The sequence below is a fragment of the Steroidobacter cummioxidans genome (assembly GCF_003104955.1).
Genome location: NZ_LSRW01000081.1, coordinates 1 through 22,132, shown reverse-complemented (window position 1 = coordinate 22,132; position 22,132 = coordinate 1). Strand labels below are relative to the sequence as shown.

Genomic DNA, 22,132 nt, shown 5'->3' with positions numbered 1-22,132 from the left:
TATGACCGGTTCATCGAGCGCCACCTTCGATTCCAAGCTGTTCCTGGCCAACGTCAGTCAGCGCCCAGGCGTCTACCGCATGATCGGCGCCGATGGCGAGGTGCTGTACGTCGGTAAGGCGCGCAATCTCAAGAATCGACTCACGACTTACTTCGTGGGCAAGGCGCAGGCGGCGAAGACCATGGCGATGGTTTCGCAGGTTGCCAACGTCGAAGTGACGGTGACGGCGTCGGAAACCGAGGCGCTGCTGCTCGAGTACAACCTGATCAAGCGGCATCGGCCGCGCTTCAACGTCACTCTGCGCGACGACAAGAGCTTTCCGTACCTCTACGTCACGACCGAGCAAGAGTATCCGCGCATCAGCTTCTATCGCGGCACTCGCAAGCTGCCGGGCCGCTTTTTCGGTCCCTATCCAAATGCCAGGGCGACGCGCGAGACCATCCTGCTCCTGCAGAAGTTGTTCCTGCTGCGTCCCTGCAGCGACTCGTTCTTCGCCAACCGCTCGCGGCCGTGCCTGCAGCACCAGATCAAGCGCTGCTCGGGGCCGTGTGTGCGCTTGATCTCGCCGGAGCAGTACGGCCAAGACGTGAACGACGCCATCAAGGTACTGGAAGGCAAGGGCGCCGAGCTGGTCGACGATCTGGCGCAGCGCATGGAAGAGGCCTCGCAGGCGCTGGAGTTCGAGAAGGCCGCGCGGCTGCGCGACCAGATCAATGGCATCAAGGCCATCCATTCGACTCAGTCGGTCACACGCAATGCCACTGAGGACATCGATGCCGTCGCGCTCGTGTCTCACGGCAGCGATCACTGCGTGTCCATCGTATTCGTGCGCGGCGGGCGCAATCTCGGCAGCAGCAACTTTTTCCCGAAGCCAGGCATTGCTGAAGCGGGCGAGCTGCTGTCGGGCTTTCTGGCGCAGTACTACCTGGGGCGCGAGGCGCCAGGCGAGATCCTGATCAACGAACAGATCGAAGACGCAGACACGCTCGAGCAGGCGCTGAGCGAGCGCATGGAGCGGTCGGTGCGGATTCGCCCGAGCGTTCGCGGCGTGCGTGCGCGTTGGCTGGAGATGGCGCGTACCAATGCCGAGTTGGGCGTGAAGATGCGTCGAGCCACGGAGGCGACCGGGGTCGAACAGCTGCAAGCCATGCAGGAAGTCTTCAATTTGCCGAATCCTCCAGCGCGTATAGAGTGCTTCGACATCAGTCACACGATGGGTGAGCGCACGGTGGCGTCTTGCGTCGTGTTCGGTCCTGAAGGTCCGATCAAGAGCGACTATCGGCGCTTCAACATCGAAGGCATTGCGCCCGGCGACGATTACGGCGCCATGCGCCAGGCGTTGTCGCGGCGCTATGCGCGCGTCAAGAAGGGCGAAGCGCCGACCCCGGATGTGCTGCTGATCGACGGCGGGCCCGGGCAACTTGCCCAGGCTACGGAAGTGTTGACGGAGCTGGAGATCAATAATGTGTTGATCGCAGGTGTCGCGAAAGGCGCGGACCGCCGGCCGGGGCAGGAGCGTTTGTTCCTGCCGGGGCACGAGCTGCCGACCGTGCTGCCGCCGGATTCGCCGGCGCTGCACTTGATCCAGCGCGTGCGCGATGAGGCGCACCGGTTCGCAATCACTGGTCACCGGGCGCGCCGAGGCAAAGCGCGGACTCAATCCGTCCTCGAGACTGTGCCTGGGCTCGGGCCGCGCAAACGGCGGGAACTGCTGCGTCAGTTCGGCGGTCTGCAAGGGGTAACCCGGGCAGGAATCGACGATCTGGCCAAAGTTCACGGGATCAGTCGTAAACTGGCGCAATCGATCTATGACACATTGCACGCGAACGGCTGAAAAGTCCTTACAATTCCCCCCAGTGACTTTTCCCATCGCGAATATTCTGACCGTAGCGCGGATCATCATGATTCCGCTGGTGGTCGTCCTCTTCTACATGGACCAACACTGGGCCAAGGCGGCCACGGGTTGGATCTTCATTCTTGCTGCGGTCACGGACTCGCTCGACGGCTATCTCGCGCGCAAGCTCGGTCAGACGTCCGCGCTGGGCGCGTTCCTCGATCCGGTGGCGGACAAGTTGATGGTCGCAGTCGCGCTGATTCTGCTGGTCAGCTACGACCCGCCGATGCTGAACTTCATCAAGTTCGACCCGCACACCCTCATCACGCTGACTGCAACGGTGATCGTCGGGCGCGAAATCACCATTTCCGCGCTTCGTGAATGGATGGCCGAGATGGGCGCGCGGGGCAAGGTGGCGGTGTCGTCGATCGGCAAGATCAAGACCATCTTCCAGATGACCGGCCTGTCGATGATGCTGTTTCGCGAGAACGTGTGGATTATCCCCGCGTTCGAATTGGGGGTTTACTGTCTGGTGGCGGCGGCTGCACTGACATTGTGGTCCATGGTGGTTTACCTACGGGCGGCCTGGCCGGACCTGATGCGCTCTGGCGCAAGATAAAGTTGTTCGAAATGCACAACTTGCCTTGACACTTTCAATCTCGACCCTAGAATAGCGGCCTCTCCGGAAGCACTGCTTCCGGGCGCGACGCGGGAATAGCTCAGTTGGTAGAGCGTAACCTTGCCAAGGTTAAGGTCGCGAGTTCGAGCCTCGTTTCCCGCTCCATTTCTTTAGTGCCGCCAGCAACTTAGAAAGTCGATAAGGTTCCGGCGGTACCGGCGGGAGTTGGGGTTTCACCACTCCTACCCACTCCTACGGCTCGGTAGCAAAGTGGTTATGCAGCGGCCTGCAAAGCCGTCTACGCCGGTTCGATTCCGGCCCGAGCCTCCATGCCGGCCGACTCTCGGTCACTTACGATCTAGCTCACTCTTTGCCGCGCCGTGCTCGTTCGTCGGCTTCCATGTCGGCCCAGTATTCGTCTGGCGTCGGCGGTGGATCGTCAGATGCTCGCGTCGGCCAGACCAGCCAGATCGCTACAGCGATCAAGGCGACACCGAGAGCAATGCCGATGGCGAGCATCGCTTGTCCTGAATCAATTCATTGCGGGCTGCAGTACTGCAGGCCGCCGGGTCGCCAGTCTCGCTCCCAGCTTGATCGCCGGACTCTCGATCAGATGGAACCCCGCGCCAGTCAGCACACACAGCGTCACCGCGGCAATCGTCCATTGCAGCCAGGCGGACGCCTCGGACAGCACGACGCAACCCAGCCAGATGGCGGGGATGTGGAACAGATAGATGCCGTAGGAGTACTTGGCGACGAAGGCTGAGGCAGTGTTCAGTGCTTGCGACGTTGAATCGCTGAACGATGGAATGATGGCGCCCACGAGCAGGCACGTCAGCCACTGTACCGGCGGGAAATGGATGTTCTGCATACGGCTTTGGAGCAGCACATAGGCGGCGCCGATCAGCAGCAGGGCAGGTAGCCACGTCCATCCCGGCAGCTTGAACTGCGAGCGCTGCGCCAGCGAGAACGCGAGTACGCCGCCAAGGAAGCAGGGCGCGAATGCGATCACGTTGAATCGACCCAGGTAGGTCGGCTGCAGCCACGCCAATGGCAAAGACAGGAGCCACAGCGCCAGTACCCACAGCGGCCGCCCGCGTACGGCCAGATAAATGAGCGGCAGGGCAAGATACATCTGCATTTCGATCGGCAGCGACCACATGGGGACTTGGACCGGCGCCGTGTAGAGCAGATTGCCGGTGAGGGTCAGGCTGGTCAGGATCGATGCGAAGTCAACCTGGTATTCGCGCCAGGGCATGGCGGGTACCTGAAGCGCAACCACGAGCACGACGGTTGCGATAGCCAACGGATAGATGCGAAAGATGCGACGGATATAGAACGATCGAATGTCGTTCCAGCCCGACAGCCTGGTGCGCTCCATTGAGCAATTGAGCACCAGCGCCGTGTGTACAAAGAACAGCAGCACGCCCAGTCGGCCGAGAATCAGATCGTACGGATGAAAAGAGAGGCCGGGGTTCTGGATCGCCACCATCTCGGCGACGTGATCGGCCAGAACCATCAAAACAGCCAAAGCCCGCAGGATGTCCAGATTGGGTTCTGCGTTACTCCCCGTGTGCATCGGTTTTCATCCAGCGCGCTTGGTACCAGGTTCGATCAGTGACTCCCTGATCAGCTGCGGATAGTACACGCTGCGCCCTGTTTTCCTAGAGGCACGCCAGCTCCGCGATCTGGAAACGGAGAGTGGATCACTGTTTTTTGAGGCGCCGTCGGTTTTGCTTACAGATAGCTGCTGAACCGATGCTACCTTTTCCTCTTAGGGCTTTGCTTCTTGCCCCGGCGTGACCGCCTCTTTGCGGAGGTGCCCGCCGGCTTGTCTGGCTGCGCCGAAAACGTGCTCCCATCAAAGAAGCGGAAGTACGGGTTGCCGTAGTGTTGGTACGCGCCCCAGGTCTTGACGCCGTAGTCTCTCTCGGCGATCTGGCGACGTGCATCGCGCATCGCTTCGTGGAGATACATCGCGTCGGTTGCGGTGAATTTGCGCGGATTGTTCGAGTCCACGCTCAAGCCCAGCAGGCACGAATAGAGTGTCAGCGCGAACTCGCCCGCGGCGATGTCGTCGATGCGCCAGGCGGTGCAAACGAAGTTCGCCACGCCTTTTGCGAAGAATGCTTCTGCAAAGCTCGGGGCGAGCGCTGCGGATCGTGCCGGCCGTCGCGTGATGCGGCCATCGGTGATGCCCGACTCGCACGCGTTCGAGAACACAAAATTTGGAACGCGATCGATCCGGTTCAGCTCATTGGCGGCCAGGCGCTCTTCTTTTGAGAAGATCCAGCCCGAGTCGCGCGGCTTGTTGGCATCGAACGCGCAGTGTCCCGCGAAATGCAGCACGTCATATGGCCGCAGCACCAGCTCCTGTAGCACGTTGAAGCGCGTCGCTTCAGTCGGGCCCAACAATGTTTTTACTTCGATGCGGCTTTCCGTGCGTGAGCCATGCACGGTGTTGAAGCTGCGGAATAGATCGGCGAGCGTCGCACCCTCTTGCTGCGCGCCGGGAAGCGGTGCGTCCGCTGCGGGATCGGCTACGATGAGAACGCGCAGTATGCGGCGTGCCGGCGGTGGCGGCTCAGGCGGGGGCGCAAACGTCGAGCGGAGTTGGCGTGTGAAGCCGCGGGTCGTTCCTAGAAATTCATCGACCATCCCGTTGGCACCGTTGCCCTGTGTGGCGCGCGAGTGTTCTTTGTGCGCGATCATTTCCCAATGTACGCGCGCGGTTGCGCTGTCCATGGTCATCACAACCGGTGCGTCTCCACTCAAGTGGGACTTGAGATCTGCCGGAAACAACAAGCGGCCGAGCAGATCGCCTGCCTCACGCTGTCTTTCCCAGCTGGTGCTCGCAGCGAGCTGATCGTTGGCCTGTCTCAGCAGCGTATCGTCGAGCACAGTCGTCCGCTCCGGCACGGAGGCGATCTCGGAGACGGCCCCGAACCTGTACCCATCTCGATCGCGTTCCACGGTCATGCGAGTGGGCACTTCGCTGCTCTGTCGTTGACCCTGCGCCTTTATTTTCCATTCTTGCCACTCGGTGCGAGCGCGCTCTTTCAGTTTGATCTCGACCGACCGCAACAAGCGGGTGATGGCAGCCTGGCTGAGCTTGCCGTACTTCACATTGAGGTATGGCGCGGGCGATTTCTCCAGGTGCGCAAGCGTGGCATTGATCTCGATCAACCGCCTGGGATCGATCTCGACGAAGGTCACTCGCCGAAGCGTCTGCTGGTGGGGCTGGTCCATGCCGGAGAACGCCGCGGCAATGCCTCGCAACCATGCGCGCACCGCATCGGCCACCGAAATGTTGCCCGTGCCGCTGCCAATGAGAACGGTCGCAAGATGCCTCTTGCCCATCCGGGCAAGCGACCAGCACAGCTCCCGGACCAGGACAGCCAACTCGGGAGTGCCGAAGCGACCAGGTAAACCCATCCCGGCAAGAACGACGACGCGCTGGCCTCGGGCGCGCGGATCGTCGATGAAGAACGGCTGGCCGAGCTCACCGCGCAGCACGCCACGATCGGTGTATTCGGAGATCAGGCCATCTTTACGCTGACCGTTGCCGCGGGAGTTGCCGAGTGCGCTTGAAATTGCCGCGTCCAGCGCGCGTTCCGCATTCTGGGGCCGTACCCCGATGTAGTGCCCCACGGAGATTGCATCGACAGGCAGGCCGGCCGCCGGGAATGTGTTGTCAGCGATACTGCCTTCCACGAGTGCAATCTCGATCGTCGGCGGCGCAAACGTCAATGTTTCGAAGTCGGAACGTTGCGGCTGCGTGGGGAGGAACGCACGGGTGAGATTTTCTTCGAGCTCACGTTCGCCCGGATCGACCTCGCTGGTGGCTGCCGCAGTCGAAGCGCGCGAACGCGTGGTTTCCGCCAAGGCGCGAAACTGTTCGATATCTTTCTTCTGATTGCTCCAGATTTCCTGTGCGAGCTCGCTTTGCGAGCGCTGCGCGCGAGTGATTGGCTTCTGCTCCGGAAGCAGCTGCGTCTCACCGGACAGCAGGAGCTCGGCGGTGGCGGCGATGACCTTGTCATTGCCGGGCAGATCGCCATGGCCTTCCTTGATGTAGTAAGTCGTGACACCGCGAAGCTCTCCCAATTGATGGGGCACGCGGCCATCGCCATCCATCGTTACCAGGTAAGCATCCTCGGCGGCAGGCTGCTTTTTCTTCAAGCCACAGAAGGTCAATTGATCGCAACCCGCGATGTAGATCATGCGCTGCGTGTCGACGATCTTCGCGAGCGACTCATGATGTTTCAAAGCGGTATCCAGATGTGCTTGCGGAACCGCGAGCGGCGCGTAAGCGGCCGACTTGTAGAGCCACTGGATCTCCGACATGACGAGCGGCGAGGGGAGCATCTGATACGAGCCGACGAACGAGTTGAACACGGGCAGCAACTCGTCCAGCCGGTGCTTCAGATCGAGCAGCGCCAGCTTCCTCACCATTCCTTCCAGGCCCGTGATGACTTGCGGAATCGCGAATGAGCCGTGGTTCGGTGTGCCCAGCATGATCAGGCGACCCATCTTCTGCCAGCGCTTTGGGTAGTCACGAATGAAAGTGCGTGCGACCAATCCGCCCATCGAATGCGCGACGATATGAACTGGTGTATCGGCGCCGAACCAGGAGCGAATCCTGGCATCGAGATCCGCCGCCGCGAGCGTGAGATCCTTGCGCCAGTCGTACCAGAACGCACGCACGTTCCATTGATCCGCCAGCTCGAGCAGTAGCTCGCCATACGAGCGCTTCAGGATCCCGGAGGCTTGCACCTGATACTGCGGATCGGCATCCGATCGGCCGTCTTCGCTCAAGCGCAGGCGCGTCGCTTTGCCGCCCATGAGTGCGATGACCTTGGCCCAGATGTGATCGGTGTCGCCGCCTTTGTGCGACGTGAGCTCACCGCCCATGATTCCATGGATCACCACTACATTGCCTTTCGGGCTGCGTGTGCCGCGGCGCGCAGTTTGGCGAAGCGCGGTGGCATGCAGGCGGCCATATCGCTCATCGCCCAAGTGTGCGCGCAGCGCGCGTTCCTCTTCGAGGTTGGGGCGCGCCAGAATTCGTGCGAACTCTTCAACGTCTGCGCTTTCGACTTTGGATATAAACGCGCGTTCGTCGATCATGATTCGTCCTCACGCCAGGCGTTGATAGAAAAACGAGACAGGTCGAAGGTGCGCACGCGAGCTGGTGCGTGGAGCACAGGGGAGATGAGATAGTTGTAAGTCAGCATCCCTGAGGTGCTGCCGTGCAGCGCGATCTGAGGATCGCAGTTTGTTCCCGCTGCCGGAGAGTTTAGATTGACGGGCGGCGCGCTGTCACTGTGCACCGCCCGTCGGGATGGCGGGTTAGATCCGCTCGTTTCCTATGAAGGATGCGGACGCTCAAGTGCTGGTTGTGGGGTCGGGACCTGCGGATGGGGTGGGTTGGGCCAACTTGCCAGGCACGCGTTGCTTGCCCCACAGCTCCTCGTACTGCCATCCCGTCAAATCCTCAACGATCCGCCGATGCTCCGGATCGGGCGTTGGATCGGGCTGTTCCTTGAAGCGCTGAATCTCCCGCATCAACACCGCATGCGTGTCGCGATCGAGGTGGAAACGCAGCGAGACGATCCAGCCGAACGCGAGCAGGGTCAGGGTGCCCAGTGCCAGCACCAGCACGATCGTTTGCACGGCTGAGGCGGATTGGCTGGTGTTTCCGGAAATAAAGCCGCCGGCCTGCAACAGGAAGCCGACGCCCATGACTGCGGCGGCCTGAGACGTCTTGCGAATGAACGTCATGACGCCCGCGAACGCGCCTTCACGGCGCCGGCCGGTGACGATCTCATCGACGTCCGCCATATAGTTATATGTGTTCCACGGAATGTAGTTGAGTCCGCCGCGGCCCAAGCCCGCCAGCAGCACGGGTGCGTAGACCCACCAGGCGGGCACCGGGTGCATTTGATAGAGCGCGACGAATCCCAGCACGGCAGTGGCGTACAAGGTCACGGCAATCCGATAGGAGGGTGCCGGATGCAGGCGCAGGCACATCGGAATGAAGATGGCGACGGCGAGCAGCTGCGCGAAGGCCATCGTGCCCATCAGATTCGACGCAGTGACGACACTGCTGCCGAGCGCGAACACGACGAAGTAGGTGAACACGGCGTTGAAGATGTCCTGGCTGATGTAACCGCCCAGGTACATGCCGAGGTGCAGCCTGAATGCTCGAATTCGCAATGTCGCAATCAAGTCGGAGTACAGCTGAGTCAAACGCCGTAACGGCGATCGATCGGCTTGGTGGACGGCGATGCTCTCGATCTCTTCGCGCGGCCGCTCCCAGGTGAACGTGAAGACGGCCAGGGCGACCAGCATGAAGATCACCGAGAAGATCACGCCCAGATAAAAGAACGTTTCGGCCGAGCTTTTGCCGAACGCTTCGATGATGCGGCCGGGCAGCACGCCCGCCAGGATGGCGGCTACCTGACCGCACAGAATGCGGGCGCCGGCAAACTTCGCCTTGACCTTGTAGTCCGGCGACATCTCCGCGGCCAGTGTTTCGTATGGAATCAGCTCCATCGCGTACACGACCTCGAAGAACACGTACGTGATGAGGTAGTACCAGAAGTTCATGCCGTCGATCCACATGAGCGCAAAGCTCGGCAGCAGCGGCACGGCCAACAGAATGAAGAACCGCCGACGGCCGAAGCGACGGCCGAGGGCGGTGCGATGGAAATGATCGGAGATGTAGCCGATCAGCGGACTGGCCACAGCGTCGAACAGCCGCGCGATCGCGAAGATCGCGGCGGCTTGCACGGCGGTGAGACCACAGAAGGTCGTATAGAAGAACAGGATCCAGCCACTGATGACCGACATCGCCCCGGCGCCGAGGAAGTCATTGCTTCCGTACGCGAGGTAGTGGCCGAATCGGACCGTGCGAGTGGCCATGACGGTCAGATGCGGGTGCGCAGGAATTCACCCAGGCACAGCATGGCCATGGCCTGGCCGTACGGCATGGGCGTCAGCGGGATGTTGCGATAGAAGTCCAGGTCCGAGCCCATGGCAGTGCCGAAAGACACATTGCGCAGCTCGCCCGTGTCGCTGATGTTCTCGAGCACACCTCGAACCGCACGCAGAGCGATATCCAGATATTTCTCCGGCAGATAGCGGCGGCGAACGGCTTTGAGAATACCGTAGGCGAAGCCGGCCGTTGCGGAGGCTTCCAGGTACGATGACGGGTCGTCGATCAGCGTATGCCACAGGCCGCTGGCGTCCTGATGGTTCTGCAGCGTCCAGACTTGCGCTTTCAGCGTGTCGATCAGGAATTCACGCAGTGCATCGCCCGGCTGCAGGTTCAGCATCTCGATGAACTCGGGAATCGCGATGGTCACCCAGCAATTGCCGCGCGCCCACAGCGCCTCGGCGAAGTTGTGCCGACCGTCGAACGTCCAGCCGTGAAACCACAGGCCGGTGCGGCGGTCGTGCAGGTATTTGACATGGAGCAGGAACTGCCGGCGCGCCTCTTCGAGATACTGCGGCCGTCCCAAGACCTGTCCGATGCGCGCCAGCGGCAGTACGCACATCATCAGCGTGTCATCCCACAGCTGCTGCGGATTCTCTGAATTGAAGACGATGTGTTGCAGTCCGTCCTCTTCCGTGCGAGGCATGTCGTGCATGACCCACTCGGCCCAGGTATCCAGATAGGGCACGTAGGTCGGATCGCGATACTGCTCGTAAAGGTTCGCCAGCGTGAGGAACGGCGCCATGGTGTTGACGTTCTTGGTCGGCGTGCCCGCGGCGAAGCGATCGCGGAACCAGTCCTTGATGATTTGCAGACACCGCGGCTCGCCGGTGAGCTGGAAATACTGCTGAATGCCGTACAGCCCGATGCCGTGGGTCCACTCCCAATCGTTCCAGCCCTTGGTGTCGATGACGCGGCCGTCATCGAGCCGCAGCAGGAACTCGCCGGAGGAATCTTTCAGATCGACCAGATTGGAAATCAGCAGCTGGACGGTGCGATGGATGCGTGCCGTGTCGTAATCGCGAAGCTGTACGGGCATGAAACTTCCTTCACTCCAGATGAAACATGGGCACCAGCGGCCATTCGCGCGGTCGCAGATCGGGCTCGGTCTCCATCAGCTCCGCCATGTACAGCCACCAGCGCTTCATGACCGGATGGTCGGGCAGCTCATCACGGCGATGGCCGGGGCGCAACTTGAGCACGGCGAACAGTTGCAACGTCGCGGGGTCGAGAAAGATGGAATAGTCGTAGATCCCCGCTTCGTGCAGCGTCTGGACCAGCTCCGGCCACAGCTCGTCGTGGCGGCGCCGGTATTCATCCACTCTGCCAGGCTTCAGCTGCATACGAAAGGCAATCGTATTGGAAGTGCTCACGGCCTACCTCTGGCTCAATACGAGCAGTGACTTCGCAGGGACCTCGATCTGCAAGCGCTCGCCCCGAGCCTTGGGCACTGTGAACGCGGCGGGGCGTACGGTGTCGGGCGCATTGAATGTATTGATCGCATCGGTTTTCGATGCAGTCAGGATCTGCCCTTGTAGCGCCTTGAAAACCTGGTTCGGCATGCGCAGCTCGACCGAAGCGGCGCGCTGTGGATCCAGATTCGCGAGCGCGATATGCAGGGCACCGGTTTTGTCTCGCGCGGCTGTGGCATGCACAGCCGGAACGCTCTCAGAGCCGAGCTGGTAGTCGGCCGTCGATATTTCCACCGGAACATGCGTGGCACCTCGGAAGGGCTTGTACATGGCGAACGCGTGATACGTCGGCGTCTTCACCATCTTCGGTCCGTCGGTGAGGATCATGGCTTGCAGCACGTTCACCATCTGCGCGATGTTCGTCATGCGCACCCGGTCGGCGTGACGATGAAAGATATTGAAGTTGACCGCCGCGACCAGGGCATCGCGCAGGCTGTTCTGCTGATACAGAAAGCCCTCGTTGGTGCCTGGCTCGACGTCATACCAGGTGCCCCATTCATCGACCAGCAGCGAGACGCGCTTTTCCGGATCGTAGCGATCCATGATCTTGCCGTGATTGGTCAGGATCTCATCCATTCGCAAGGTGCGCTTGAACGTCGAGATCCATTCGGCTTCGGGGAAGCCCGTGGCCGCGCCTTTCTCCTTCCATGCGCCACGGGGCAGGGTGTAGTAGTGCACGCTGATGGCATCCATGTTTTTGCCCGCTTCACGCATCAGCACCTCGGTCCATTCCGTGTTGCTGCCATTTGCGCCGCTGGCGATGTGCTGAGGTCGGTTGTCGCGCGGCGTTTTGATGAACGTCGCGTACTGGCGGTACAGATCTGCGTAGAACTCTGGCCGCATGTTGCCGCCGCAGCCCCATGTCTCGTTGCCGACCGCGAAGTAATGCAATCGCCAGGGCTTGTCGCGACCGTTGGCACGCCTCAGCTGCGCCAGCGTGGAATTGTTATCGGCGGTCATGTACTCGACCCATTCGGCCATTTCTCGCGCCGAGCCGGTGCCGACGTTGCCATTCACATAGACCTCGGCGCCGATCAGCTCGGCGAAGTCCATGAACTCGTGAGTGCCGAACGCGTTGTCGTCGACGACGCCGCCCCAGGTCGTATTGATGCGCGTCGGTCGCTGGTCGCGCGGGCCGATGCCGTCGCGCCAGTGATATTCATCGGCGAAGCACCCGCCGGGCCAGCGTAGGACCGGGACGCCCAGCTCTTTGAGTGCCGCGACGACATCGTTTCGCAGGCCGCGAGTGTTGGCAATGGGCGAGTTCTCGCCCACCCAGATTCCCTCGTAGATGCCGCTGCCAAGGTGCTCCGCGAACTGACCGTAGATGCCCGGATCGATCACGCTGCCGGGCTGGTCGGTGCGCACCGTCACACTGGCTCGAAGCGGCTCCGCCGACGCGGCGGTCCAGGAAACGAACGACAGCAGCAGCAAGGCCAACGAGCGTTTAGTCATGTTTGTTCTTCAATATGAATTCTCGGGATGGGGTTGCAAGGCGGCGTGCAGCGATGAAAGGGGGCTGTCATGCCACACGCCGCCTCGACCCGCACTCACAATCGCGCACGCACTCCGAGGAAGTAGCGCGATCCGTAAGTCTCGTTCGCGATTCGACGCAATGGCGTGTTGTGCTCGATGCGCTGCTCATCGAGCAGATTGATCGCCTCCAGGAACACGGTAAATCCGGGCAGAATGTTGTAGCTCACGGACGCGTCCAGAGAGCCGAAGCTCTCGTTGAACTCCGGCAGGGCGCCGCGACCCGAGGGAGTGATCAGCCACTTCTCACGCCAGTTGTACGACGCACGCGCACTGAAGCGCTCGTTTTCAAAGTACAGAGAGTAGTTGTAACTGAGCCGGGACAGGCCCGGGAAGGGCAGCGCTTCGCCAGTGATGAGACTCTTGCCTTTGAAGCCTTCGTCCTTCTGATAGGTCACGTTGGCGAGCGCGCCGAAGCCGTTGAAGGGCTGCGGCAGGAAGTCGAACGCATATTGAGCGCCGGCTTCGATGCCATTGATGGTCACTGCATCGTCGCCGTTGATCGGGACGGCCACCGTATATAGGTTGCCGCTGCCGTCGTCGCCTACCTCCATCACCGACGTGTTGATGACGAACTCGGAGATCTCCTTGCGAAACGCGGTCGCGGATACGAACCCGTCCTGCGAGAAGTACCACTCCAGGCCGAGGTCATATTGAAGCGCTTCATACGGCTTCAGCGCTGGATTGCCGCGAGAGCCGGTGAGACCGACGTTGTCCAGCGAGCGGCGAAATGCCAGCTGGCTCGGGTTGGGGCGGGCGAGCACCTTGCCTGCCGTCATGCGCCCGACGAGGTCATCTCGCAGATCGAAGCGCAGATTCAGCGAGGGCAGCCATTTGCTGTAGCCACCGTTGCGCTCGGCACGAGGGAATTGGACATTGCCGGGGCCGAGTCTGATGCGGTTGTATCCTGAAGACATCGTCTCGGTATCCACATAGCGCACCCCCAGCGTGCCGCTGATGGGGATGGCGAGCTCGGCAAACTTGAACGAGCCTTGCACGTAGCCGGCGTTGGTCTTTTCCTCGACTTGCCAGGTATCCAGGAAATTCTGGAAGCTGTTGTTGGTCTCGATGTTCGGATTGAACGCATACGGGGCGATGTCGCCGAGGCCGCTGGCCGCGATGGTTGCGTTGTAGGTGGCGTCGTTGTTGTCGTTCCAATAGCGCACACCGCCAAAGCCCAGGTCACCGGTAGCGAAGAAGCGGACGTCGTTGACACCGGAGTTGGAGTTGACGATGTTCTGGATCACCGACTGCGCAACTGGCACGGTGAGAGTCGAGCCACTGCTGGCGATACCGGAGCGGCTGGTCAGCTGAATCGTGCGCTGGAACAGAATGCTGTCCATCGTCAGCTCGCGCACCTCCACGCCGGTCTTGATCGAAGTCAGCCAGTTGCTCTGCGGCTGATATTCGACGTTGAACTGCGCGCTGCGCTCTTCCTGCGTGTTGGTTCTGGGATTGAACACCGCCGACAGATTGTTCACGCCATCGGCGGTGGTCGTGTCGATGCCGGGGAAGGTGAAATTCGGCGCGCGTGCGCTGTTGTTGTAATCGACGATCGCGCGGGGCACACCGAAGATGGTGGCGGTCGAGTTCTTCTCATCGTTCTGCACTTCGGCCGAGGCGTAAGTCACGCGGCCATCGAGCTTGAACGACCCCACGTTCCATTCACCGCCGAAGGCCGTAGTGTACTGCTCGCGCTCCAGGGAGCCGTTGATGTTGCGATAGGCCAGCTCGATGGGGAATTGCGCCGACGAAGTCACCTCCAGGTGCCTCACTGTGTTGTCCGGGCCGACGACGCTGTTGGCGTAGTCGATCAATCCGGTGGCGGCGCTGAGCTGCATGTACATGCTGCTGACTTGCTCTTTCGCCTTGGAATAAGTGCCCTCGGCGAAGATCTTCATGGTGTCCGAAGGCGCCCATTCGACGATGCCGAGGAAGGCGGGCCGGCGGGTCTCGCGACGGTCCAGTCCGTAGCGCGGAATCTCCGGAATCCAATCGAGCGTGCCGTCGCCATTCACGTCGGTGCCGCGTCCGGGCGTCGCGCCAGCACCGGAAGCCGCTGGCGCTCGACGCAGCCAGCCGGTGGTGCGAGCGTTGTGACTATCGAGATGGCGCTCTTCATAAGTCGCCGCGCCCAACAGGCCGAGCGTGTTGTTGAAGAAGGTGCGACTGCCGATGATGGCGAGCTTGGGGTCGTACTCCTCGGCCAGGTTGCTGTAGACCATTTGTGTCGAGCCGGCGAGGTAGGGCTCCGGGCTGTCCAGCGGTCGGCGCGTAACGACGCGTACGGTGCCGCCGATGCCGCCTTCGGTCATCTCCGGCGTGGACGATTTGAACACTTCCAATCGCGAAACGAACTCGACCGGCAGATCGCGAAAGTCGACGTCGCGGCCGCCGCCAACGGTCATGGAGAGGGCAGTGACGCCGTTGATCTCGACGCGGTTCAGGCCGGGCTCGGCGCCGCGGATACTGACGCCTCGACCTTCGCCGTCCTGGCGGCTGATTTGCACGCCGGTGATGCGCTGGAGCGCTTCGCCCAGATTTTTATCCGGGAAATCGCCGATGTCTTCGGCAGAAATTGCATCGACGACCGTGAGCGACTCGCGCTTGACCTCGAGCGAGGAGCGCAAGCCGGCGCGAATGCCGGTAACGATGACTTCTTCGAGCTCGCTGGTCTCGGCGCTGATTGCTGGTGTGGACCATCCGTGTAAGAACAACACAGAGGTCGCCAATGCCCACGGCCCGCGCGTTGCACTGCGCTGGCCGCGATATCGATCGATATTCGCCATGAAATCCCCCGATCCGTCCACGTTCTGAGTCGGGCACGCGCTTGCGAGCGCGCCCGGCCGTTCTTTAGTCATCAGGCGGGCAGTGACACCGGTGACAATTCGGCACGACACTGGCCAGTCCGTTGCTAATATTTGCTCTAGTTTGATCGAATTTGCAATCATTTGTCAGAGAAATCGTCTTTGCGACGCAAAATATCGGTCATAGCGATCAATTTCAATCGCGACTGAGCGTGGCAAGACTTCAAGATCGCGCATGACACTGACGGGGGACGAATGAAGCAGGGGATTTCCAGACGGCATTTCATCGCGGGGAGCGCGCTGGCATCGGCAGCGTTCGGCGGTGCTTCCAATTCACAAACAACGACGCGCGGGTCGACCGCCGCTGCGGCGAAACAAACATTTGCGAAGGGTGTGTGGTGTCACTGGCTCGATGATCGCGTGCCGGACGTCGCGACGGGTGTCACTTGGGGCATGCCCTGGCCGCGCAGCAAACATTCGCCACGAACCGCATTCTCCTTACGTGATCGCGACGGCAATCGCGTGCCATTGCAGACTTGGCCGCTGGCGTATTGGCCGGACGGCTCGCTGAAGTGGACGGCACATGCCATGGCGGCGGATGTGACTTCGACGAGCACTGCCTTTGCAGTCGAACCAGGTCAGAAAGGTCCCGCGCCTGCGACCACTCTCAAGGTCAGGCAGGACGCCGGAGCGATCGAGATCGACACAGGTGTAATGACTTGCCGCGTGCTTCGTCACGGCGCGATCTGCATCGATTCGATTCGACGCGGCGCCAAGGAGTTGCTCAAAGCAGGCCGCTTGATCGCGCTTCGACAAGACATGCCGCTCGAGGAGGCCGACCCCGCCGTCAACTTGCAAACGTTCGAGTCGATGATCGAGTCGGCTGAGATCGAGCATGAGGGGCCGTTGCGCGCCGTGATCAAGATCACCGGCCTACATTCACGCCCGCAGAGTCGTCGTTGGTTGCCATTCACGCTGCGGCTGTATTTCTACGCGGGCGCGGACGATGTGCGCGTGATTCACACCTTCGTGTTCGATGGTACTGAAACGAGGGATTTCATCCGAGGCATCGGCATGCGGTTCGCGGTTCCTCTCGTGGACGAGCTGCACAATCGACATATTCGTTTTGTTGGCGAGAACGACGGTGTCTTCGGTGAAGCAGTGCGAGGACTGACCGGTCTGCGCCGCGATCCCGGCGCCGAGGCACGCGAGGCGCAGATCGCCGGACGGGAAGTCACTTCGATCGCCCCCAGGGTCGCTGGCGGGCTCGAATTGATTCCAGCGTTCGGCGACTGGACGTTGCTGCAAGCGACGGCCGATTCGTTCCAGATCCGCAAGCGAACCGGCGTCCGGCATGCATGGCTGGATTCCAGTCGCGGACGTCGCGCGTCCGGACTGGGTTATCTCGGTGGCCCGAGCGGCGGCGTCGCCTTCGGCATTCGCAACTTTTGGGAAAGCCATCCGGCGCAGCTGGATATCCGTAACGCGCGCACCGAGCAGGCTGAAGTCACGATGTGGCTGTGGGCACCGGACGCGTCGCCCATGGACCTGCGCTTCTATCACGACGGTATGGGGCAGGACACGCACGAGAAACAGCTCCAGGGTCTCGATATCACTTACGAGGACTACGAGCCCGGTTTCGGCACTCCGGTGGGTGTCGCTCGGACCAGCGAGATGCGCTTGTGGGTGCTGGAGGCCACGCCAACCCGCGATCGATTCGTTCAGCTTGCGGCGGCAGTGCGCACGCCCGCGGTGATGGTCGCCGTGCCGCAGACTCTGCATCGGGCCGGTGTGTTTGGCGGCACTTTCTCGCTGCCGGATCGATCCGTAGCAAAGCAAGCGCGCATCGAAGAGAAATTGGACTGGTTGTTTGATTTCTACGAACAGCAGCGCGAGCAGCACAGCTGGTACGGTTTCTGGAACTACGGCGATGTCATGCATACCTATGACGCAGATCGTCACACCTGGCGCTACGACGTGGGTGGCTATGCGTGGGACAACTCGGAGCTGTCCACTGATATCTGGCTTTGGCTGTATTTTCTACGGAGCGGGCGCGCCGATGTGTATCGATTCGCGGAGGCGATGACGCGTCACACGGGCGAGGTCGATGTGCATCACTTGGGCAAGTTTGCGCCACTGGGCTCGCGGCACAATGTCATGCACTGGGGCTGCAGTGCCAAGCAGCTACGCATCAGCACGGCCTTGAATCGCCGTTACTACTACTTCCTGACCGCCGATGAGCGCGTTGGCGATCTGCTGCGTGAACAGTTAGAGGCGGCTCGCGCGCTGCGAGCTGTCGTTCCTGAGCGCAAGTTGCCAGAGGCGCAGGATCGGCGGCAAGAGTCCGCCGATGGCGACTATGCGCGACTCGGCTTTGGAACGGACTGGGGCTCGATTGCGGGCGCCTGGCTGACGGAGTGGGAGAGAACGGGCTCACGCCAGATGCGCGATCGGCTCGTCGCGAGCATGCGAACGATCGGTTCGCAGCCGAAAGGGTTCTTCACCGGTGGCGGACGCATGAACTTGCACACGGGTGCGTTCGATATCTCCAAAGACACGGCGTTGAATGTTTCGCACCTCAGTGCCGCCTTCGGGTTGCCGGAAGTGTGTGCGGAACTGATCGGGCTGCTGAAGATCCCAGAGTTCGAGCGAGCGTGGGTGCAGTATTGCACGTTATACAACGCGCCGCCGGAACAGCAGAAGGCGGAGCTGGGCGAGAGTTATGGTGAGCTCAACCTGGGGCAGGGGCATTCGCGATTGACGGCGTATGCGGCGAGCATCAAACGAGATCCGCAGCTGGCTCGTCGCGCGTGGCAAGAGTTCCATGCGGGCCGTGCAGGGTTCAAGCCGGAACAGCGCTTCGAAACAAAACGAATCAGCGGGCCGGCTGTAATGAATGCGGTGGATGAGGCAGCGTGGGTATCGACCAACGAAGCGGCGCAATGGGGCTTGGCCGCGATCCAGTGCCTGGCGTTTGCCGCTGAGGGACTTGCTGACAGCTGACGCGCCTGCATGAGCGATCGCGTGCCTCTAGCCAAGGCACGCGATCCTCACTGACGATCAGTTCTTACGCGCAATCCTCAGCAACTCACCATCAGCTGCTTCAGTCACAACGTAAACCGCTCCATCCGGGCCTTGCTTCACGTCGCGGATGCGACGGCCGCGATCCTGTAGCAGCCATTCCTCGCCGACCACCTTGCCGTCCTGCATCTGCAGGCGGACGAGCTTGGTGCTGGCCATGCCGCCGACGAAGATGTTGCCTTGCCACTCGGGGAACATGCTGCCGTCGTACACCATCATGCCGGACGGAGCGATGACCGGATCCCAGTAGTACACCGGCTGTTCCATGCCTTCCTTCGCGGTGAGGCCTGCACCGATTTTCGGGCCGGCATATTCGATGCCGTAGGTGATGACCGGCCAGCCATAGTTCAGGCCCGCCTGCGGTTGATTCAACTCATCGCCGCCGCGGGGGCCGTGCTCGATGGTCCACAGCTTGCCTTGTGAGTCGAGGGTCGCAGCCTGGATGTTGCGATGACCGTACGACCAGATCTCCGGCTTGGCATCGCTGCGGCCGACGAACGGATTGTCGCTGGGCACGCTGCCGTCCGGGTTGATGCGCACGACCTTGCCGAAGTGGCTGTTGAGATCCTGCGACTGCACGCGCGTCTCGGGCAACGAGCGCTCACCGAGTGCCAGGAACAGCTTGCCATCGGGCGCGAATACGATGCGTGAGCCGAAGTGCAGTTTCGATTCCCACGTCGGCATCTGGCGGAAGATCACTTGGACCTTCTCGATGGCAGTTTCATCTGCCGACAGCACGCCTTTGGCGAGCGTGGTGCCGTTGCCGCCTTTGCGCGGCTCGGCATAGCTCCAGTAGATCGTGCGGTTGGTCGCGAACTGCGGATCGAGGGCCACGTCGAGCAGGCCGCCCTGGCCTTCGAAATAAACCTTCGGCAATCCTTTCAAAGGGGCGGAGACCTTGCCGTCCTTGCCGACGATGCGCAGGTTGCCCTGGCGCTCAGTAACCAGGATGCGCTCATCCGGCAGGAACTCGAACGCCCAGGCGCCGTTCAGGTCTTTCGCGACCACCGAAATATCCAGGGGAAATTCGCTCTTGAGGCCGGGCGCGCGCGTCTGGCCACTGAATGCGGGTTTGAAGTCCTCGCTATTCGGCGCCCGTGTTTCGAGCGGCGCGTCCGGGGTCGCACTGGCTGCGGATGCCGCCGGAGTGCTCGCATCGGCTGCGGGCGGCGTGGCTTCGCGCGAACAGGCGGCGCACAGCGCCAACAGTGACAGAGTGGCCGCCTTCAGCAGCGACGAGTGCTGGTACGTCGGGTGCATACGATGTCTCGCGATGTCTCGTTGTAGGGGAGGATGAGTCATGCTGCGGAGTATATGCGTTATCCTCAGGAGTTATGAGCGCCCAGTCATCCGCAGCATCGATGCCCGAGGCCCGGGCACGCTGGACACCGCTATACGCCGTTACTGTGATCGTCGGCGCGTGCCTGTTGTTCCTGGTGCAACCGCTGATCGCGAAGATAATTCTGCCTTGGTTCGGCGGCACCTCCGCCGTATGGAGCGCAGCTCTGGTGTTTTTCCAGGCGTGCGTGCTCGGCGGTTATAGCTACGCCCATTGGCTGACTCACATTTCGCCGCGCCGGCAAAGTCTGATTCATGGCGCGTTGCTGATCATTGCCTGTTTGATGATGCCCATCCTGCCGTCGGAAGCCTTGCGGCCCGACGGTACCGGCGATCCCGCACTCCAGATCTTGTTGCTGCTGACCGTGACCGTCGGCCTGCCGGCGGTGATGCTGAGCTCGACCAGTCCGTTACTGCAGGTCTGGTATATGCGTCGCACGGGAAGCGAGCCGCCGTATTGGCTGTTCGCATGGTCGAATGCGGGATCGTTGCTGGCGCTGCTGAGCTTTCCGCTATTGCTCGAGCCAGCGTTCACCTCCCGCACGCTGGCGCTCGGATGGAGCACGCTGTTCGTCGTGTTCGCGGTGCTTTGCATGAGCCTCGCATACTTGAACAGCAAACAATCAGTTTCCGAAGCGGTGGAGGTCGACGAATCCGCCCGGACGCAAGCGCCTGCGCCGGCTGTGTCGCGAATGGCATTGTGGCTGTTGTTGTCGGGCTGTGCGTCGGCGTTGCTCGTTACGATCTCCGCGAATCTCAGCACCAACGTCGCTCCGATTCCGTTGTTGTGGGTGGTGCCGCTGGGGGTGTATTTGCTCACCTTCATCCTGGCGTTCAGCCATCATCGCATTTACAACCCCACCTGGTACTTCCCGCTGGTGGTGCTGTCGCTCGGCGCCCTGGCGCTGCTTTACACCCAGCGCATCGAAAACTGGCCGATGGAATACGTGGTGCCGGCCTATCTCGCGAGCCTGTTCGTCATCTGCATGGCCTGTCATGGCGAGCTGGTGATGCGGCGGCCGGCGGGGCCATACCTCACGCGCTTCTATTTGCTGATATCCCTGGGCGGCGTGTTGGGTGGCGCGTTCGTGGGCTTGATTGCGCCCGTGGTATTCGACACGTACGTCGAGTTGCCGCTGCTGCTGGTGCTGATCGCCGAGTTGTACGTCGTGTTGCAATGGTATCGGCGCGGCTCGCGACGCAGGCTGATGCTGGTTCGCGTCGTGATGGTTTTGGGCGTGCTCACGCTGATGGGCCAACTGTTCAGGTCCGAGATGGAGGATCGCCGGCAGAGCGTGCTGGTGCAGAGAAGCTTCTACGGCGTGTTGAGCGTGCAGGACGATCCGCTCGAGTTCGAGCTGGCGCGTCGCTATTTGATTCACGGCACGATCAGTCATGGTTATCAGTATCTGCACGAAGAGTGGCGTCGCGTACCATCCTCGTACTTCTCGAAGCATTCGGGCGTCGGACTCGCCTTGAGCGCCTTGCAGGAGGCAGGGCCCGTGAGAATGGGCGTGGTCGGTCTGGGGGTCGGCGTGATGTCGGGTTATGTGCGCAAGGGCGACTACGCGCGGTTGTATGAAATCAATCCGGACGTGGTCGACATCGCCGACTCGTACTTTACGTTTCTACCCGCCGCGCGGCAGGCCGGCGATGTGGAGGTGCTGCTCGGCGATGCTCGCTTGACGCTGGAGCGTCAGCCCCCGCAACAATTCGATTTGCTGGCCATCGATGCATTCTCCAGCGACGCCATCCCGACGCACCTGCTGACGCGCGAAGCGTTCGAGCTGTATTTCAAGCATCTGAAGCCGAATGGCGTGCTGGCCGTGCACATCTCGAATCGATTCATCGACCTGGTCCCGGTATGCGCCAGATCGGCCGAATATGTGCACCGATCGGCGCGCGTGGTGCGCAGTATCAGCGATGGCACCTACGACACGAGCATCTGGGTCGTGGTCACAACCAATCAGGAGCTGCTGGCGCGCCCTGAATTTCAGGGCTCCAATACGTACGATGCGACCGCGGCCGAGTCATTCCCCGGCTGGAGCGATCAATACAGCAGCGTCTGGCCGCTGCTGCGTGTAAGGGCTGCAGAGGCTGCTACAGAGGCTAACTAGGCTCGCGCACTGCGCTACTAGGGGTGGGGCGACTGTCCATACGCACGGCGTTGCGTAGCGAGTCCAGCAAACGTTGCCAGGAACTGCGACGACGGACGCTCGTAGGCAAGCCGAGTCGATCGCGCATGGCGCTGAAGATCGCGTCGGGCACGCTGATGTGGCAGGCCTTCTCCAACCCCTGGAAGCCAGGCGAGGAGTTGGCCTCGCAGATGCGATAACCGTTCGAATCGAGCAGGATATCGACACCGGCGACATCGAGCCCAAGCACATTCGCGACGCGCACCGCCAGCTCGGCCATGTCCNNGNGCNGCTTATACACATCTGACGCTGC

The 22,132-nt window shown here is 61.5% G+C and carries 14 protein-coding genes and 2 tRNA genes; 6 read left to right on the top strand and 10 right to left on the bottom strand.

Annotation, left to right across the window (positions count from 1 at the left end):
• Position 1: 1 nt before the first annotated feature.
• The 4 genes from uvrC (at position 2) to D0550_RS28850 (ending at position 2,783) form a co-directional block, all read left to right on the top strand.
• On the top strand, positions 2–1,834 hold the full coding sequence (gene uvrC / locus D0550_RS28865) for an excinuclease ABC subunit UvrC (protein WP_116812659.1): 1,833 nt from the start codon (positions 2–4) through the stop codon (positions 1,832–1,834).
• 22 nt (positions 1,835–1,856) lie between these two features.
• The gene (pgsA, locus tag D0550_RS28860) at positions 1,857–2,453 is read left to right on the top strand and encodes a CDP-diacylglycerol--glycerol-3-phosphate 3-phosphatidyltransferase (RefSeq protein WP_275129297.1); all 597 of its coding nucleotides are present in this window, start codon (positions 1,857–1,859) and stop codon (positions 2,451–2,453) included.
• Between the two features lie 89 nt (positions 2,454–2,542).
• Positions 2,543–2,618 (top strand) — tRNA-Gly (locus D0550_RS28855).
• A 91-nt stretch (positions 2,619–2,709) separates the two neighbouring features.
• Positions 2,710–2,783: transfer RNA gene (locus D0550_RS28850), tRNA-Cys, on the top strand.
• Between the two features lie 33 nt (positions 2,784–2,816).
• Here D0550_RS28850 and D0550_RS35055 read toward each other — a convergent pair.
• From D0550_RS35055 to D0550_RS28815, 8 genes are all read right to left on the bottom strand, one after another.
• Positions 2,817–2,972, bottom strand: a complete 156-nt coding sequence (locus D0550_RS35055; RefSeq protein ID WP_161966118.1) for a hypothetical protein — start codon at positions 2,970–2,972, stop codon at positions 2,817–2,819.
• 13 nt (positions 2,973–2,985) lie between these two features.
• Positions 2,986–4,032, bottom strand: coding sequence for an acyltransferase family protein (locus D0550_RS28845; protein WP_116812657.1), 1,047 nt, complete (start codon positions 4,030–4,032; stop codon positions 2,986–2,988).
• A gap of 182 nt (positions 4,033–4,214) precedes the next feature.
• Positions 4,215–7,583, bottom strand: a complete 3,369-nt coding sequence (locus tag D0550_RS28840; RefSeq protein ID WP_116812656.1) for a CHAT domain-containing protein — start codon at positions 7,581–7,583, stop codon at positions 4,215–4,217.
• 258 nt (positions 7,584–7,841) lie between these two features.
• Positions 7,842–9,380, bottom strand: coding sequence for an MFS transporter (locus tag D0550_RS28835; protein ID WP_116812655.1), 1,539 nt, complete (start codon positions 9,378–9,380; stop codon positions 7,842–7,844).
• A 5-nt stretch (positions 9,381–9,385) separates the two neighbouring features.
• A complete protein-coding gene (gene bglB / locus D0550_RS28830) occupies positions 9,386–10,492 on the bottom strand; it encodes a beta-galactosidase BglB (RefSeq protein WP_116812654.1) in 1,107 nt (368 codons plus the stop codon).
• A gap of 10 nt (positions 10,493–10,502) precedes the next feature.
• The gene (locus tag D0550_RS28825) at positions 10,503–10,796 is read right to left on the bottom strand and encodes an L-rhamnose mutarotase (RefSeq protein WP_116812700.1); all 294 of its coding nucleotides are present in this window, start codon (positions 10,794–10,796) and stop codon (positions 10,503–10,505) included.
• Between the two features lie 33 nt (positions 10,797–10,829).
• Entirely contained in the window at positions 10,830–12,380 is a 1,551-nt protein-coding gene (locus D0550_RS28820; RefSeq protein WP_116812653.1) for an alpha-N-arabinofuranosidase, read from the bottom strand.
• A gap of 95 nt (positions 12,381–12,475) precedes the next feature.
• Positions 12,476–15,358 carry a TonB-dependent receptor gene (locus D0550_RS28815; protein WP_161966117.1) on the bottom strand — a complete coding sequence of 961 codons (2,883 nt, stop codon included), beginning with the start codon at positions 15,356–15,358 and terminating at the stop codon, positions 12,476–12,478.
• Between the two features lie 162 nt (positions 15,359–15,520).
• Here D0550_RS28815 and D0550_RS28810 point away from each other — a divergent pair, with 162 nt between their 5' ends.
• Positions 15,521–18,268, top strand: a complete 2,748-nt coding sequence (locus tag D0550_RS28810; protein ID WP_116812651.1) for an exo-rhamnogalacturonan lyase family protein — start codon at positions 15,521–15,523, stop codon at positions 18,266–18,268.
• A 57-nt stretch (positions 18,269–18,325) separates the two neighbouring features.
• Here the strand turns inward: D0550_RS28810 and D0550_RS28805 are convergent, their stop codons facing one another.
• Complete coding sequence (locus D0550_RS28805) at positions 18,326–19,606, bottom strand: PQQ-dependent sugar dehydrogenase (protein ID WP_116812650.1); 1,281 nt, start codon at positions 19,604–19,606, stop codon at positions 18,326–18,328.
• A gap of 74 nt (positions 19,607–19,680) precedes the next feature.
• On the opposite strand from D0550_RS28805, the gene D0550_RS28800 reads away from it, so the two are divergent.
• Positions 19,681–21,801, top strand: a complete 2,121-nt coding sequence (locus D0550_RS28800; protein WP_153067406.1) for a spermidine synthase — start codon at positions 19,681–19,683, stop codon at positions 21,799–21,801.
• On the opposite strand, the gene D0550_RS28795 is transcribed toward D0550_RS28800, so the two are convergent.
• Complete coding sequence (locus tag D0550_RS28795) at positions 21,794–22,120, bottom strand: ATP-grasp domain-containing protein (RefSeq protein ID WP_422664265.1); 327 nt, start codon at positions 22,118–22,120, stop codon at positions 21,794–21,796. The genes D0550_RS28800 and D0550_RS28795 overlap by 8 nt on opposite strands.
• Positions 22,121–22,132 lie beyond the last annotated feature (12 nt).